Source organism: Thermoanaerobacter wiegelii Rt8.B1 (assembly GCF_000147695.2).
Lineage (GTDB): Bacteria > Bacillota > Thermoanaerobacteria > Thermoanaerobacterales > Thermoanaerobacteraceae > Thermoanaerobacter > Thermoanaerobacter ethanolicus.
The window spans coordinates 2,372,076-2,387,643 of the sequence record NC_015958.1 but is presented as its reverse complement, the minus strand read 5'-3'; the positions used below and the strand labels follow the sequence as shown (position 1 = coordinate 2,387,643).

At 33.2% G+C, this 15,568-nt stretch carries 12 protein-coding genes and 1 tRNA gene; 10 read left to right on the top strand and 3 right to left on the bottom strand.

Annotation, left to right across the window (positions count from 1 at the left end; genetic code table 11):
• Both THEWI_RS11715 and THEWI_RS11710 read right to left on the bottom strand, forming a co-directional pair.
• On the bottom strand, window positions 1–1,185 hold the full coding sequence (locus THEWI_RS11715; RefSeq protein ID WP_014063521.1) for a DUF2275 domain-containing protein: 1,185 nt from the start codon (window positions 1,183–1,185) through the stop codon (window positions 1–3).
• Window positions 1,186–1,187: 2 nt separating this feature from the next.
• Window positions 1,188–1,679 carry an RNA polymerase sigma factor SigX gene (locus tag THEWI_RS11710; RefSeq protein ID WP_014063520.1) on the bottom strand — a complete coding sequence of 164 codons (492 nt, stop codon included), beginning with the start codon at window positions 1,677–1,679 and terminating at the stop codon, window positions 1,188–1,190.
• A 113-nt stretch (window positions 1,680–1,792) separates the two neighbouring features.
• Between THEWI_RS11710 and THEWI_RS11705 the strand changes: the two genes are divergently transcribed.
• Window positions 1,793–2,734: a DMT family transporter gene (locus THEWI_RS11705; RefSeq protein ID WP_014063519.1), complete on the top strand. Its 942-nt coding sequence runs from the start codon at window positions 1,793–1,795 to the stop codon at window positions 2,732–2,734.
• A gap of 270 nt (window positions 2,735–3,004) precedes the next feature.
• On the opposite strand, the gene THEWI_RS11700 is transcribed toward THEWI_RS11705, so the two are convergent.
• Window positions 3,005–4,408, bottom strand: a complete 1,404-nt coding sequence (locus tag THEWI_RS11700; RefSeq protein ID WP_041589293.1) for an ISLre2 family transposase — start codon at window positions 4,406–4,408, stop codon at window positions 3,005–3,007.
• Between the two features lie 146 nt (window positions 4,409–4,554).
• On the opposite strand from THEWI_RS11700, the gene THEWI_RS11695 reads away from it, so the two are divergent.
• From THEWI_RS11695 to THEWI_RS11655, 9 genes are all read left to right on the top strand, one after another.
• On the top strand, window positions 4,555–5,082 hold the full coding sequence (locus THEWI_RS11695) for a class I SAM-dependent methyltransferase (protein WP_014063518.1): 528 nt from the start codon (window positions 4,555–4,557) through the stop codon (window positions 5,080–5,082).
• Between the two features lie 68 nt (window positions 5,083–5,150).
• Window positions 5,151–5,225, top strand: a tRNA-Glu gene (locus THEWI_RS11690).
• 143 nt (window positions 5,226–5,368) lie between these two features.
• Window positions 5,369–7,714, top strand: a complete 2,346-nt coding sequence (spoIIE, locus tag THEWI_RS11685) for a stage II sporulation protein E (protein WP_003870722.1) — start codon at window positions 5,369–5,371, stop codon at window positions 7,712–7,714.
• 85 nt (window positions 7,715–7,799) lie between these two features.
• A complete protein-coding gene (locus tag THEWI_RS11680; RefSeq protein WP_004400971.1) occupies window positions 7,800–8,390 on the top strand; it encodes a vWA domain-containing protein in 591 nt (196 codons plus the stop codon).
• Between the two features lie 79 nt (window positions 8,391–8,469).
• Window positions 8,470–9,846: a tRNA lysidine(34) synthetase TilS gene (gene tilS, locus THEWI_RS11675; protein WP_014063517.1), complete on the top strand. Its 1,377-nt coding sequence runs from the start codon at window positions 8,470–8,472 to the stop codon at window positions 9,844–9,846.
• 25 nt (window positions 9,847–9,871) lie between these two features.
• Window positions 9,872–10,417 (top strand): hypoxanthine phosphoribosyltransferase, encoded by a 546-nt coding sequence (gene hpt, locus THEWI_RS11670; RefSeq protein ID WP_003867797.1) that lies wholly within the window; start codon window positions 9,872–9,874, stop codon window positions 10,415–10,417.
• A 71-nt stretch (window positions 10,418–10,488) separates the two neighbouring features.
• On the top strand, window positions 10,489–12,324 hold the full coding sequence (gene ftsH / locus THEWI_RS11665) for an ATP-dependent zinc metalloprotease FtsH (protein WP_003870719.1): 1,836 nt from the start codon (window positions 10,489–10,491) through the stop codon (window positions 12,322–12,324).
• 162 nt (window positions 12,325–12,486) lie between these two features.
• On the top strand, window positions 12,487–13,872 hold the full coding sequence (locus tag THEWI_RS11660) for an ATP-binding protein (RefSeq protein WP_014063516.1): 1,386 nt from the start codon (window positions 12,487–12,489) through the stop codon (window positions 13,870–13,872).
• 18 nt (window positions 13,873–13,890) lie between these two features.
• Window positions 13,891–15,558, top strand: a complete 1,668-nt coding sequence (locus THEWI_RS11655; protein ID WP_014063515.1) for a formate--tetrahydrofolate ligase — start codon at window positions 13,891–13,893, stop codon at window positions 15,556–15,558.
• The last annotated feature ends 10 nt before the right edge of the window (window positions 15,559–15,568 follow it).

Here is a 15,568-nt window from a genome sequence, read left to right as displayed (position 1 = left end):
TCACCTCATTGAATTTGCAATTTGAATTAATGTATTTATATTTTGCTGTGTTATTAATTCATCATTTATTGTTTGTTTGTCTGTAGATGGTTCATAGGGTCCATAGATTGATAGACTATACATTACTCCGTTTTCATTCCATGCTATAGATGCCATATTTGGAGAATATTTATTTGTTAGAATAATAGCTGTATTTCCTCTTATATTTATTTCTTTAACATTTGTAGATTCATCCATTGGTATAGGTAATGTCTCCTTCCAGTCAGTTACACTTGCAATTTGTTTTTTTAAATTGTCGGGCAAAAATGGGAGGTTAGCCAAGGCATCAATTACCTTATCTATATTTGCCCCTTCTGGTACTACAATCTCAGGAGTTTTATTTATGGTAAGATAAATACTTTTTTTGATATTTTCTGTATCATTATTATCCTTTTTTTCTTTTATATCAATATTTATAGATGTGCCAACATTTATTGTAATAGGCTTATTGTTGAGCTCTTTAGGGAAAAGATGTGTGCCGCCAAATGTTTTAATTAATTCATTTATTTTGTCAACATTAAGTTTAAACTCTAATCCATCACCCTTTGATACATATATATGGTTAATTTCAAAATTTTCGTCAGTTGGCAGCTTAAATTTATAATCTACATCGGACTTTAGTTTGTCAATTTCATTTATTGAAACTTCATATCCTTCATAACTTCCAGACCTTAATATTTCACCATATTCTTTTAAGTCAATGTTCTTTATGTTTCTATTATAGAACTCATTTTGAATTTGTGTAATGTCATCAGGTGTAATAGTTATAATCTGCATTTTGTTAAGTCTCAATAAATTTAGAATTTTAGCCTCTGCATTTTTAAGGGGCGGGAAAAGCATTGAGGAAACTACAAATGCCACTACGACTAAGGCGGCAATAGCCTTTTTGTACTTTGTAAACATGGCAAACATTCCTCCTTTATTATTATTTTTACTCAATTTTTCATTTAGAGTAGCCCAAGTTTCATTTAAATCTATATTGCTTGCTTTTAAAGCTTTTGAAGTGAATTCATTTATGGATTTTAGTTGTTCAAGTTTTTCTCTACATACATCGCAAGTTTTTAAATGTTCTTCTACATTTTTTGCAGTGATTTCATCCAGTTCACTGTCTAGATATGCTTGAAGAGTTCCTTCATCGTAGCACATACTTACACCTCCTTTTCATATAATTCTTTAAACTTTTTTTGTGCTCTTGCTATGGTTGTGCCGACGGAGGTTTTCTTAATTCCCAATGATATTGCTATTTCTTCGTAACTATATCCTGAATGTTTAAGTATTAGACACATCATATCTCTTTTACTCATTTTTAGGAGGACTTCTTTCACTTTAGCTCTTTCAAACCTTTTAATTGCTATTTCTTCAGGGTCTTCAAAAAATTCCTCTTGCGTGTTTTTAAAAACTTCCAGTTCTCTTGTTTTTGTGTTTTTTTCACTGCGGATATAATTTAAGGCATGATTTATTGCCACTTTGGATAACCAACCTCCTATATTTTCATTGTGACGGGGAGGATTTTTAAAATACTTTATAAAAACTTCTTGAGTAATGTCTTCCGCTTTGAATTCGTCTTTTATCATCCAAGAAATTTGATTTAAAACTTTTGGATAATATTTTTCAAAGATATCTTTGAAACTTTCCTCTATTTGTCTGAATTTTTCAGATGAAAAGAACCGTCCCCTTCGTCTGGATTTTATTTTTTGTGGGAAGTGCTATATAATTATATCGGTGTTTTTAAAAAGGTGCGGGGGTGTTAAATTTGGAGAGGATAAAGAGTTATTATCCTTATTTAGCAGGAATAGGAATGGCATCAATTTTTGGATTTTCTTTTATGTTTACCTCTATGGGGCTTGATGTAGCTTCTCCTATGGAGCTTATAGCCTACCGCTTTTTACTTGCAGCATTTATGATTACTCTTTTGTGGGTATTTGGAATTATTAAACTTAATTATAGAGGGAAAAATCTGTGGCCATTGTTTTTATTGTCTCTATCAGAGCCTGTTGTGTATTTTATATTTGAAACATATGGTGTAAAATATACATCCTCTTCTCTTTCTGGTTTGATGATAGCTTTAATTCCTGTTGCTGTTACCGCTTTGGCGACGGTATTTTTAAAGGAAAAGCCTTCTTTGTATCAGCTTTTCTTTATTCTTTTGTCTGTTACAGGAGTTGCTTTTATAATTTTTATGACAGGTGTTGAAAGCCGTAATAGGTCAATTATAGGTTTTGTATATCTTTTAGGAGCAGTCTTATCTGCAGCTTTTTACAGTATTTTAGCAAGAAAGTCTTCTTTAGAATTTTCACCTATTGAGATAACCTTTGTCATGATGTGGTTTGCCGCAATTTCTTTCAATTTTTTAAATTTAATTGATAGATTAGCAAAAGGCTATCCTATTTCTGACTATTTCAGGGATTTAACTGATTACAGAGTACTTATTCCTGTGCTATATCTAGGTGTTTTATCTTCTGTTGTAGCGTATTTTTTAAACAATTACGCTCTTTCAAAATTGCCTGCATCTCAAGCTTCAGTTTTTGCAAATTTGACCACAGTAATTTCGGTAATAGCGGGGATCACCATAAGACGTGAAGCTTTTTATTGGTATCATATAATAGGAGCTATTATGATATTGATAGGAGTATGGGGGACAAATTATTTTGGAAAAGTGTCTCAACCGATTATTTCTTCAGAAGAAACACACTGAAATTCTGTATTTACATTACATAGAGAATGTGATATACTTTTAACGTAACCCTATACCATACGGGGGCATATATTAGTCCAAAAAGGATGCGGTATAAAAATACCGCATTTATTATAGAGGAGTGATTTTATTAGTACTTTAATTAGTATAGCATGTTTTTGCGTTTTATTAAAGTACAAAAAGAGAGATGATAGTGTCAAGATACTGTAGGATTTTTTTAAGACAACCCCTGAAACTTAGTTAATTTCCGCCTTCAACTTATCATGCATTTTATATAACTTGCGCATATTTTATTGCTCTTAAAACCTTATATATTGGTGTTACTTTCCCTATATTCAAAACCGTAATATTATTTATTTTTTCATTTGTAGACGTTTTAACTCTCCTTACCGCCTCTTTTATTTGCTTCTTCGTTAATTTGTAGCTCCCTTCATTTATATTCTCTTTCTTACCCCATTCTATTTCTCTCAAATCTCCTCCATTCTTGCTGAATACTCTTAATTTCGCCATTAACTTTAATCCTTCTCTACTCCATCCTAATGGATTCCTACTTAATCTAGAAGAAAATACATGACTTATATGCCCTTCTGCACTGCACCCTATTACATCTTTGTCTTTACTGTATATCTCTACTCCTTCCCAATTATTTAGTATGTACCTCTTCGCCTCTTTTACCTTCTCTTTTTCTCTCTCTTCCTTTGTTACCTTTATTAGTTCATTAAATACCTTCTTTAGTTCTTCTTTATCTCCTTCATTTATTGCTCTCCATATCTTATCCCTGTATTTTGGCTCTTTCGATGTAGCTTTTAATACGTATTTGTTTAAATGATATCTGTCTAACACAAACCTTGATTTTACTATCCACTCTAATCCCTCTTTTATCCACGGCGCTCCATCTCCTGCTATGTATATCTTCTCTATCTTCTCTTCCTTGTAATTTTCTTCTATGTAATTTGCTACATCTATCCATATGTCTTCAGCTTTCTCTCCTACGTATGCCTTGTAATACACATTTTTCAGTACGTTTCTTCCGTTTCTCTCTTCCCTCCCTTCATGTATGTACACCAATCGAGGTGTTTCATCTCCACCCTCTTGTAAAGGTACATGGTCTTCATCTGCCTCTATGTATAATACCCTTACTTCTTTCTTCTCTTTTATTTCTCTCTTTACTTCTACTTCCCCTATTTCCCTTATTGCGTTTAATACCGTCTGTTTACTTAGCTCCTCTGGACATGCTTTTTTACTACTTCTTTCATATGATTCTTCTATCGCGTTTTCTACTAACTTTATCTTTACTCCCTTTTCTATCCTATCGTGCCGCCCTATCTCTAATGCATCATCCACCAAATATGTATATCTCCCATCCTGCCTAGATTTGTAATATGTCCTCTCATATTCAATATCTCCAAGAATTGTCGTTAACCTCTTTTTATCTTTTCTTTCTACTATCCATTTTTCTTTCCTTCTCTTGTCTTCTTTTATTATCCTATCTAACTCTTCAATAATTGCTTCTATTACTTCACTACCTAGTTTGTCCGTGATTTCCTTTATTCTTGCTACAAGTCTTGTAATATCCATTCCTTCGTTTAATAAATCACCAAAAATTTCTATCACTTCTCTAGTGAAATTTAGAGCATTTTGTAGTATAATATCTTCAAAAATATATTTTTTCACAAGAGACACCCCTTTCTGTGATGTTTTGTTTCCTATTTCTATTTTATCACAGGGGTTGTCTCTTGTTTTTTTCACTTTAAAAATCCTACGATAATTTTACACTATCAAGAGAGATAATAAATATAAAAAGTTTTTGAGGTGAAACTATGGAGAGAGATGTAAAAGAAGCTGTGGAAATGTTAGGCAGAGGAAGTGGAAAAGCTCTTGATATTGGTACAGGACGGGGACGAATGGCAGCCGCTTTGGCTGAATACGGATATCAAGTCGTGTCTATTGATGAGAGTAAAGATGCTTTAAAAAGAGCAGAAGACCTTTTGAAAGAAAGTGTAATTTTGGAAAATATTTTGCTACTTCAGGGAGATGCTCACAATCTTCCATTTTTAGATGAAACCTTTGAGGTTGTGGCTACATACAATGCCATGCATCACATGAGGGATTATAAAAAGGTACTGGATGAGATGGTGAGGGTCTGTAAAAAAGGCGGTAGTATTCTTATATCCGAATTAAGCGAATATGGGAGGAAAGTTGTTGCTGAAAGACACAAAGAAAGAGGAAGCTATCATGAAGCAAATATAAGCATTGAAGATATTGCAAAGTATTTAGAAGTCGAATATGCTTTAATAGGAGAAATAAAAAAGTCAGAAAGGACAGATATTTTTATATCCAAAAAATGACAATTATTAAGGAAAAATTTATCGTTGACAAGACATGAAAATATGATAAAATAAGTAATGTCTTTTGTGGCCCCGTGGTCAAGAGGTTAAGACACCGCCCTTTCACGGCGGCAACACGGGTTCGAATCCCGTCGGGGTCACCATTTAAGTTAAGAAATAAAATGTCGCACAAAAGTGCGACATTATTTTTTATGTCGAAAGAAAAATTACATATATAGCAAAAATTAACAAATAAAACCATCGCCATGGTGCTATAATTTAGAAAAAAAGAGGTGGTGGTTTTTTTATGCAAAATATAAATATTTTACCTTATAAAAGAGTTATAAAAACTCCCTTGACAGAAAATACTCAAAAAAATCTTTCTAAAAACATTCAACAGATTATATTATTGTCAGTTATAAGCTTTTTTATAGGGCGAGCTGTTATTTTCAATAGTCTTTTGCCTTTCGGCATTGCTTTTTTTGCAACCCTTTTAATGTATAAAAAGCGATATCTTTTAACAGGAATAGGAGTATGGTTGGGAATATTAACTTTACCCAATGTCAATAGTTTTAAATACCTTTTAGCGCTTGTTTTGATCTTTTCATTAGAAGGGCTTCTAAAAATTAAACCTCAAAATATTATTAAAACCTCTTTCATTACTTTTATTTCTCTTTTTAGCGCAGATCTTATATTCAGCTATATTTATGGCTTTTTGCTTTTTGACATTATGATGAGCCTATATGAGTCTGTCACTGCAATGTTAATGGTTTTTATTTTTAACCACGCTGTTTCATTTATTTTGAATATAAACAGAAAAATTGTTTCCAATGAAGAGTTGATATCTTTGAGTATATTTATAGGGCTATTTATTCTAGGAATGAATCATTTGAATGTGTGGAAATTTACTCTCAATGGGATATTAGGGATATTTATAATACTTTTAGCCTCTTATATAGGTGGGGCTGGAGTAGGAGCAAGTATCGGCACAACTATGGGGCTTCTTGGAAGCTTATCTTTTTTCCAAATGCCAGTCTCCATAGGGCTTTTTGGATTTGCAGGCTTGTTGGCCGGTAGTTTGAAAAAATTGCATAGAATTGGAGTTATTATAGGCTTTTTAACTGCCATTTTTATTATTACATTTTATGTAACTTCAACTGTGGATATGCTTGTAAATCCTTATGATATTGTGTTAGCTTCTTTAATGTTTGTAGCACTTCCTAAGAAGTACATAGTAAAGGCGGAGGAAATAGTAAAGGGTAATAAAAATTTAAACAACAGAAATTACAATGAAAAATTAAAAGAAGTAGTGACAGGCAAACTTAAAGAGTATTCTCAAGTATTTGAAGAGCTCTCTAAAAGTTTTAAACAAGTAAATGAAAAGGTATTAGACCACAAAGATATTTCTTATTTGTTTGAGGAAATTGCCAATAAGACCTGTACTCAATGTGTCATGTATAAAACTTGTTGGGACAAGGAGTTTTACAATACTTATAAAAGCATGTTTGAGTTGATAGAACATCTTGAAAAAAATAGTAGTATTGAGGACAATAAACTGTATAGAAAATGTATAAGATTTTCTGAACTTATGAGTACAACTAAATATTACTTAGGCATTTACAAAATAAGCATGCAGTGGAGAGAAAGGCTAAAAGATGCTAAAGGACTTATTGCTACTCAGTTAAAAGGAGTTGCTGATGCAATATCTAATATGGCTAGTGATATTAGCATGAATGTCACTTTTAAAGATGAATTAGAACAAATAATGATGGTGGAATTGGACAAAAAGGGCATACCTGTGGAGGATGTGCTAATTTATGACACAGGAGACGAAAATGTTAACGTAAAAATATATAAAAAGGCATGTTTTGCTAAGGAATGTGACAAAAAGATTGTCCCTATTGTATCTGAAATTATGGGGGAAAGATATGAGAGAAAAAGTAGGTTATGCTCTATAGACCACAATGGAAGATGTGTACTTACTCTTACAAAAGCAGAGAGCTTGCAAGTCTTAACGGGTATAAGCAGAGTTAGTAAGTCAAAAGCCAAGATTTCTGGAGATACTTATTCTTTTATGGACTTAGAAGATGGAAAATATATGGCAGCTTTAAGCGATGGAATGGGGATTGGATATAAAGCGGCTGCAGAGAGCACTACTACCATTTCTTTGCTGGAGAAATTTATAGAGGCAGGCTTTGATAAACATTTAGTTATTCAAACATTAAACTCTATTTTGGCTTTGCGGTCTGCAGAAGAAATGTTTTCTACTGTGGATATAATGTTTCTGGACAAGTTCACTGGAGAAGCAGAATTTATAAAAATTGGCTCTTGTGCTACCTTTATAAAAAGAGGGAATGAGGTTGAGATTATAGAATCCAGTTCTTTGCCCATTGGCATTTTGGAAGATATAGAGGCAGATATACATGAAAGAAAATTAAAAGATGGAGATTTTGTGATTTTAGTCACTGATGGAGTGTTGGAGTGTTTTGAGAAGGATAAAGAAGTAGAATTTTCAAGGTTAATTAGTGAAATCAACACGAGGAATCCTCAGGATATGGCAGATGCGTTAATGAAAAAATGTTTGGAATTGTGTAATAATACTCCAAAGGACGATATGACAATTTTGGTTTCAAAGGTATGGAAGAAAATATAAAAGTTAATAAATTGGAATAACCCTTCCACAATGTGGAGACAATATATCGAGGCGATTAAAGGAATACTTTTGTGGAGGGGTTTTTGTGTCTATAATTTTAAAAGAAATGGTCATTATTACTGACGGCGATATAACTGATTTGTCAGCAAAATGGGAGCAAATTATAGAGATGATGAGAAAAAGAGGTGTAATTGTAAATGTCATAAGTTTATTAGAAAAGGAAAGCTTTAATGAGAAGATGATGGAGACAATTGAAAAATTAGGGGGAATAAGATGTTATACATCTATTCAGCTTTTAGATAAAACTTTGTCCAAAGTGGTAGAAGAATCTGTGAAATTGACTTTAAAAAATGTTATTGACCAGAGTATAAAAAATATTAGTGGCAAAAGTTTAGAAAAAATGCATCCTTATATAAAAGTGCAAATTATAAATTATGTCGCAAATTTAAGTGAGTATGTAGATCTAAAACTTGCTCTTTTGTTAGAAATAAGCAAAGGAGAGGCAAATTATGTTATAAATAATAAAAGAAAACTTTTTAAATATCTTAACAAAAGAAAAGGTAAAATTGATTTGTACGTAGCTTATGCAAAAACGCTAATGGACTTTGAAATGGAAAAACTTATTCTTTTCTTTGAAGAAAAAGAGATAAATGCCGAAAATATAGTAGGAATATAAAAAGAGGTTTGATTTAAAAAGGAGGATATTATATAATCATTATATAACATGAGTATATATCGCTATAAGGGGTTAAGAAATGATTGATAAGGTTATTTCAACAATTAAAAGGTATAAAATGATTGAGGCAAATGATAAAATTGTAATGGGGGTTTCCGGCGGACCTGATTCTTTGTGTATGCTGGATATTTTATACAATTTAAAAGATTTATTTAATCTTAAGTTGTATGTAGTACATGTTAATCATATGATAAGAGGAGAAGAAGCTAAAAGGGATGCGCAATTTGTTGAAGATATGTGCCGCAAACTGAAACTCCCATTTTTTTTATTTGAAAAAGATGTAAAAAAAATAGCCAAAGAAATGGGATATTCGGAAGAAGAGGCTGGACGATATGTGAGGTATCAGGCTTTTGAGGAAGTATTAAGAGAAGTTAAGGGTAATAAAATAGCAGTAGCCCATAATAAGAACGACGTAGTGGAAACAGTTTTTTTAAATTTAATAAGAGGTTCTGGAATGGCTGGCCTCATTGGAATAAAACCGGTAAATGGAAATATAATAAGGCCTCTCATTGAAATAGAAAGGGAAGAAATAGAGAATTACATCAAGGAAAAAGATTTAAAGCCGGTAATAGATTTTACAAATTATGAAGATTTATATAAGAGAAATAAAGTAAGACTTAAATTAATTCCCTATATAAATGAAACTTTTGAAGTAGATATAATAGAAAATATCTACAGGATGGCAAAAATTATTTTAGAGGAGAATGACTATTTAGAAAAAGAGTGTGAAAAGATTTTTAATGAGGTTTGCTATTTTAATCAAGAGGAAATTTTTGCTGATATAAAAAAACTGAGGGCACAGCATCCAGCTATTCAGCGACGCTTAGTTAGGCTTATGTACCAAAAATTAAAAGGAGATATTTATGGATTAGAATACATCCATGTAGAGGATGTTTTAAGCCTTTTAGACAAACCAACTTCCTCAAAAATTGATTTACCCTTTGAAATTGAGGCTTTAAAAAGCTATAATAATCTTATAATGAGAAAAGTAAAAGAAAAAGAGGCCAAGACTTTTTGGGCAAAATTAAATATTCCTGGAATTACTAAGATATGTGGTGTTGGGCAATTTAAAGCTAGTGTTTTAGGGATTGAAGAAATAAAAAAACTTAACATAGGAAAATACACGAAATTTTTTGACTATGATAAAATACAGGAAGATGTGGTAGTTAGAAATAGGCAAGCAGGGGATATTTTTTCTCCTCTTAACCTGGGGGGGAGTAAAAAATTAAAAGAATTTTTTATTGACGAGAAAATACCCCGCGAAATAAGAGATAGCATTCCTTTATTAGCCATAGACAATGAAATTGTGTGGGTTGTAGGTTATAGAATGAGTGATAAATTTAAAGTAGATGAAAATACAAAAAATGTCCTTGTGATAGAGTATACCAAAGGATAAAATAAAAAAAGAGGAGGTTAAATTTATGTCGAGTCCAACACAAGATATACAGGAGATTTTGATTACGGAAGAGCAATTAAAAGAAAAAGTGAAAGAGTTAGGACAAATAATTACAAAAGACTACCAAGGGAAAGACCTTGTCCTCCTTGGGGTTTTAAAAGGAGCAATAATGTTTATGGCAGACTTATCTCGTGCGATAGATTTACCTTTATCAATAGATTTTATGGCAGTCTCCAGTTATGGTTCTTCTACTCAGTCTTCTGGAATAGTAAAAATAATTAAAGACCATGACATAAACATTGAAGGGAAAGATGTGCTCATAGTTGAGGATATTATAGATAGCGGTTTAACACTTTCTTATTTAAGAAAGACTTTATTAGAAAGAAAACCTAGAAGTTTAAAAATTTGCACTATTTTAGATAAACCTGAAAGAAGAGAAGCAGACGTTAAAGTAGATTATTGTGGATTTAAAATTCCTGACAAATTTGTAGTTGGTTATGGATTAGATTTTGATGAAAAATACAGAAATCTCCCATTTATAGGGGTTTTAAAGCCAGAGCTGTATAAATGATTTGGTTTTTTAAAGGAGATATGATATTATAGATTAAAGGTAGTTGGACTTGTTTGAAGGAGGGGCCTTATTTGAACGATAATAACAAGATAATTAGAAGCATGGTGCTCTATTTGCTAATCTTTATAGCTATTTATGCTATGGTACAGTTGTACTCTCAAAGTACACCACCGCTAGCAAATATAGATTATGGAGAGTTAATTAGGTATATTAACTCTAACCAAGTAAAAAGCATCACTCTTGCGGGAAATGAAGTTAAAGGAACTTTAAAAAATGGGACAGAGTTTAAGAGCAGTATTCCGGATGTGACAAATTTTATGAATTTTGTAAATCCATATATTTTAGAGGGAAAATTAGACTTTAAAAATGAACCGCAAGTAGGTCCACCTTGGTGGGTTCAGATGCTTCCTTCCTTGTTTTTGATTATTGTTTTGGTTATATTTTGGTATATTTTTATGCAACAGGCACAAGGTGGGGGAGGAAGCAAAGTGATGTCTTTTGGTAAAAGTAGAGCAAGGATGGTTACTGATAAAGACAAAAGAGTTACTTTTAATGATGTGGCAGGAGCGGATGAAGAAAAAGAAGAATTACAAGAAATTGTTGAATTTTTAAAATACCCTAAAAAATTTATTGAGTTAGGAGCCAGAATACCTAAAGGGGTTCTTTTAGTAGGGCCTCCAGGTACAGGAAAAACCCTTCTCGCAAAAGCTGTAGCAGGAGAAGCGGGGGTTCCATTTTTTAGCATAAGCGGTTCTGATTTTGTAGAAATGTTTGTTGGTGTAGGTGCTGCAAGAGTAAGAGATTTATTTGATCAAGCCAAAAAGAATGCGCCTTGTATTGTTTTTATTGATGAAATAGATGCAGTGGGAAGACAAAGAGGTGCAGGTTTAGGTGGCGGACATGATGAAAGAGAACAGACACTGAACCAATTGTTAGTTGAAATGGATGGTTTCAGTGTCAACGAAGGTATAATTGTGATTGCCGCAACAAACAGGCCAGATATATTAGACCCTGCTCTTTTAAGACCAGGAAGATTTGACAGGCATATTACTGTTGGTATTCCTGATATAAAAGGAAGAGAAGAAATTTTAAAAATACACGCGAGGAATAAGCCATTGGCTCCTGATGTATCTTTGCAAGTGCTAGCGAGAAGAACTCCAGGATTTACTGGAGCAGACCTTGAGAATCTCATGAATGAAGCAGCTTTATTGGCGGCGAGAAGAGGACTTAAGCAGATAACTATGGCAGAGCTGGAGGAGGCCATAACAAGAGTTATAGCAGGGCCTGAAAAAAGAAGTAGGATTATGTCTGAGAAAGACAAAAAATTGGTGGCATACCATGAGGCAGGCCATGCAGTTGTCGCTAAGCTTTTACCTAATACCCCACCTGTTCACGAGGTTACAATAATTCCAAGAGGAAGAGCTGGAGGATATACTATGCTTCTTCCGGAAGAAGATAAATACTATATGTCAAAGTCCGAGATGATGGATGAGATAGTTCACCTTTTAGGTGGGCGTGTGGCAGAGAGTTTAGTGCTAAATGATATAAGCACAGGAGCACAAAATGACATTGAGAGAGCTACAAATATTGCGAGAAAGATGGTTACAGAGTATGGCATGAGTGAAAGATTAGGGCCTATGACTTTTGGTACGAGAAGTGAAGAAGTATTTTTAGGGCGTGATTTAGGAAGAACGAGAAATTACAGTGAAGAAGTTGCTGCCGAGATAGATAGAGAAATAAAAAGGATAATTGAGGAGGCATATAAAAGAGCAGAAACCCTTTTAAAAGACAATATGGATAAGCTCCATAGAGTTGCAAAGGCTTTGATTGAGAAAGAGAAACTTAATGCAGAAGAGTTTGAAAAAGTTTTTCATGGAGAAGAGATAAATGGGGTGCAGTTTGCATAATAATGTATAAGTCGTAAGACTTATACATTATTTTTTTACAAAAGTTTTAGTTAACAATAAAAAAATTATTGAAAAGAAGAAGGATTTTTATAACTTTGTGTCTAATATATTAGTAAAAGGAAATTTTTAAACAAAAGATAAGGGAGAAAAAGGGGGGATACCGTGAAGTTATACAAAGCTTCTGATTCTAGCAAAAATCCGTTGCAATGGATATGTAATCTTTTGGATAATGCCCATGATTTTTTTATATTGAAAGATTTAAGTGGCAAAGTGGTCTACATAAATAAGAGGCTTCTTGAGATATTGGGGTATAGTGTTGATGATGTAGAAAATTATGATTATTTTTTTTACCATATCTTAAAGTATAAGGAAATAGGGCCCTATGAGGATGGGCTTATTATAGAGCTTACAGCAAAATATAACATAAAAATGTCATTTAGCATAAGGTTGAGTTCTATAACTAACACTGCAGGGGATAAAATAGCCTATTTAGGTTTTGTAAAATTGAGAAATTATTTTAAAATAGAACCAGGACATTATTTTAATTTGTTTAAAAGTCCTACAGATGTTATGGATATTACAGAAGAAGGAGTTATAGTAGTTGACGGCAAATTCAACGTAGTTTATATAAATAACAAGGCTTGTGAATTATTTGGTATAAAATATACGAGATTTGTAAATGAAAAATTTTTCGAAATTATAAAAAAATACGATCTCAATGCATCAGAAGAAGGATTAGTCAAAGGTGAGAAAATTGTAATTCCTTCCAAAAATAATATTGAAGAAAGAGTGCTTTTACTAAAGTATGGTAAGCTAAATAATGACCATTGGAAAGTTATCACTGTAAAGAATATAACTGAGGATTTAAAATATAAAAAATTGATTGAGCAAACTGAGAAATACACAATTGCTGGGGAATTTGCGGCAACAACTATTCATGAGATAAAAAATTCTCTAACTTCTATAAAAGGTTTTATACAGCTTTTACAGGCTAAGCATCCAGATAGTTCTACTTATTATGAGACTATTTTAGATGAGGTAAATAGAGTATTGGGCTTAATAAAAAATTACCTTGGCATAGTGAGAAACAGTGAAGAAGAAGGGGAAGCTGAAATAGACATAAATACTGTTATAAGTCAGTATTTGCTTCTTTTTGAAGCGGAAGCTACCAAAAAAGGGGTTAAAATAGAAAAGCGTTTTGGCGATGTTCCACTTGTGAAAATGAACAAAAATCATCTTAAACAGCTTATTTTAAATATTGTACAAAATTCCCTTCACGCTATTGAAGAGAATGGTAAAATAATATTGAATACAAAATATAATCATCACACAAAAAAGATAATAATAAGGGTTGCGGATAATGGAGGTGGTATAGAGAAAAAATATCTTAAACGAGTTCTTGAGCCACTTTTTACAACTAAGAAAGAAGGAACAGGATTAGGACTTGCGATTTGCAGAAGCATAGCAGAGATGTACAATGGAGATATTAAAATTTTTAGTAAAAAAGGTAAAGGTACACTTGTAAAAATAATTTTAGGTGATAAATGAAAAGCTGGAGGGGAAAATATGAAAACTGATATTGAAATAGCTCAAGAAGCGAAAATGCTTCATATAAGGGATGTTGCAAAAAAGTTAGACATTGATGAAGATTACTTAGAATACTACGGCAAGTATAAAGCAAAAATTTCTCCTGCGTTATGGGAGAAAATAAAGGACAGAAAAGATGGCAAGCTTATTCTTGTCACAGCGATAACTCCCACCCCTGCAGGCGAGGGTAAGACTACACTTACTGTAGGATTAGGACAGGCTCTTGCCAAAATAGGTAAAAAAGCCATGATAGCCTTGAGGGAGCCCTCATTAGGACCTTCTATGGGAATAAAAGGTGGAGCGGCTGGGGGAGGATATTCTCAAGTTGTACCTATGGAGGACATAAATTTACACTTTACAGGAGATTTACATGCGATTACTGCTGCTCATAATCTACTAGCTGCTATGATTGACAATCACATCCATCATGGAAATGAACTTAATATTGACATAAGGACTATTACATGGAAAAGAGCTATGGACATGAATGATAGGGCTTTAAGAGAAGTAATAGTAGGACTTGGAGGAAAAGCAAATGGATATCCAAGACAAGATGGTTTTATAATAACTGTGGCGTCGGAAATAATGGCAATTTTGTGTTTAGCTCGAGACCTGATGGATTTAAAAAGAAGAATTGGCGACATAATTGTAGCATATGATAAAGATGGCAATCCTGTAACTGCAAGAGACTTAAAGGCCGATGGAGCTATGACAGTCTTATTAAAAGATGCTATAAAGCCTAATTTAGTGCAGACGATTGAAAACGTTCCAGCATTTGTTCATGGAGGGCCTTTTGCAAATATTGCTCATGGATGTAATAGCTTAATTGCCACTAAATATGGTTTGAAATTGGCAGATTATCTTGTAACAGAGGCAGGCTTTGGTGCTGATTTAGGGGCTGAAAAATTCTTTGACATAAAGTCAAGGTTTGGAGGACTAACACCCAATGCAGCCGTCATAGTAGCGACTGTAAGAGCTTTAAAGATGCATGGAGGAGTTAAGAAGGAAGACTTACAAAAAGAAGATGTGGAAGCAGTAAGAAGAGGAATAGAAAATCTTGAAAAGCAAGTTGAAAATGTGAGGAAATTTGGGGTACCAGTGGTTGTAGCTCTCAACAGGTTTGTTTTTGATACTGAAAGGGAAATTGAAGAGGTAAGAAAGGCCTGCGAAGAAATGGGAGTAGATATGGCAGTAGCGGAAGTTTGGGAAAAAGGAGGAGAAGGCGGAATAGAGTTAGCTGAAAAAGTTGTGAAAGCTTGTGAGACACCTTCCAACTTCCACGTTTTGTATGATGAAACACTTCCAATTAAAGATAAATTGCACATAATTGCAACAGAAATATATGGAGCTGATGGAGTAGAATATACTGCTTCTGCTCTTAAAGATATAGCAAACCTTGAAAGACTAGGCTTTGACAAGATGCCAATAGTTGTGGCAAAAACTCAATATTCTCTTTCTGATGACCCTAAACTTTTAGGCCGTCCAAGAGGATTTAAGATAACAGTAAGAGAATTGAGAGTTTCAAGGGGTGCAGGATTTGTTGTGGTTTTCACAGGAGATATAATGACAATGCCAGGCCTTCCAAAGCATCCTGCAGCAGAAAACATAGACATTGATGAAAACGGAAGAATAACAGGACTGTTTTGAGGGAGTGTAG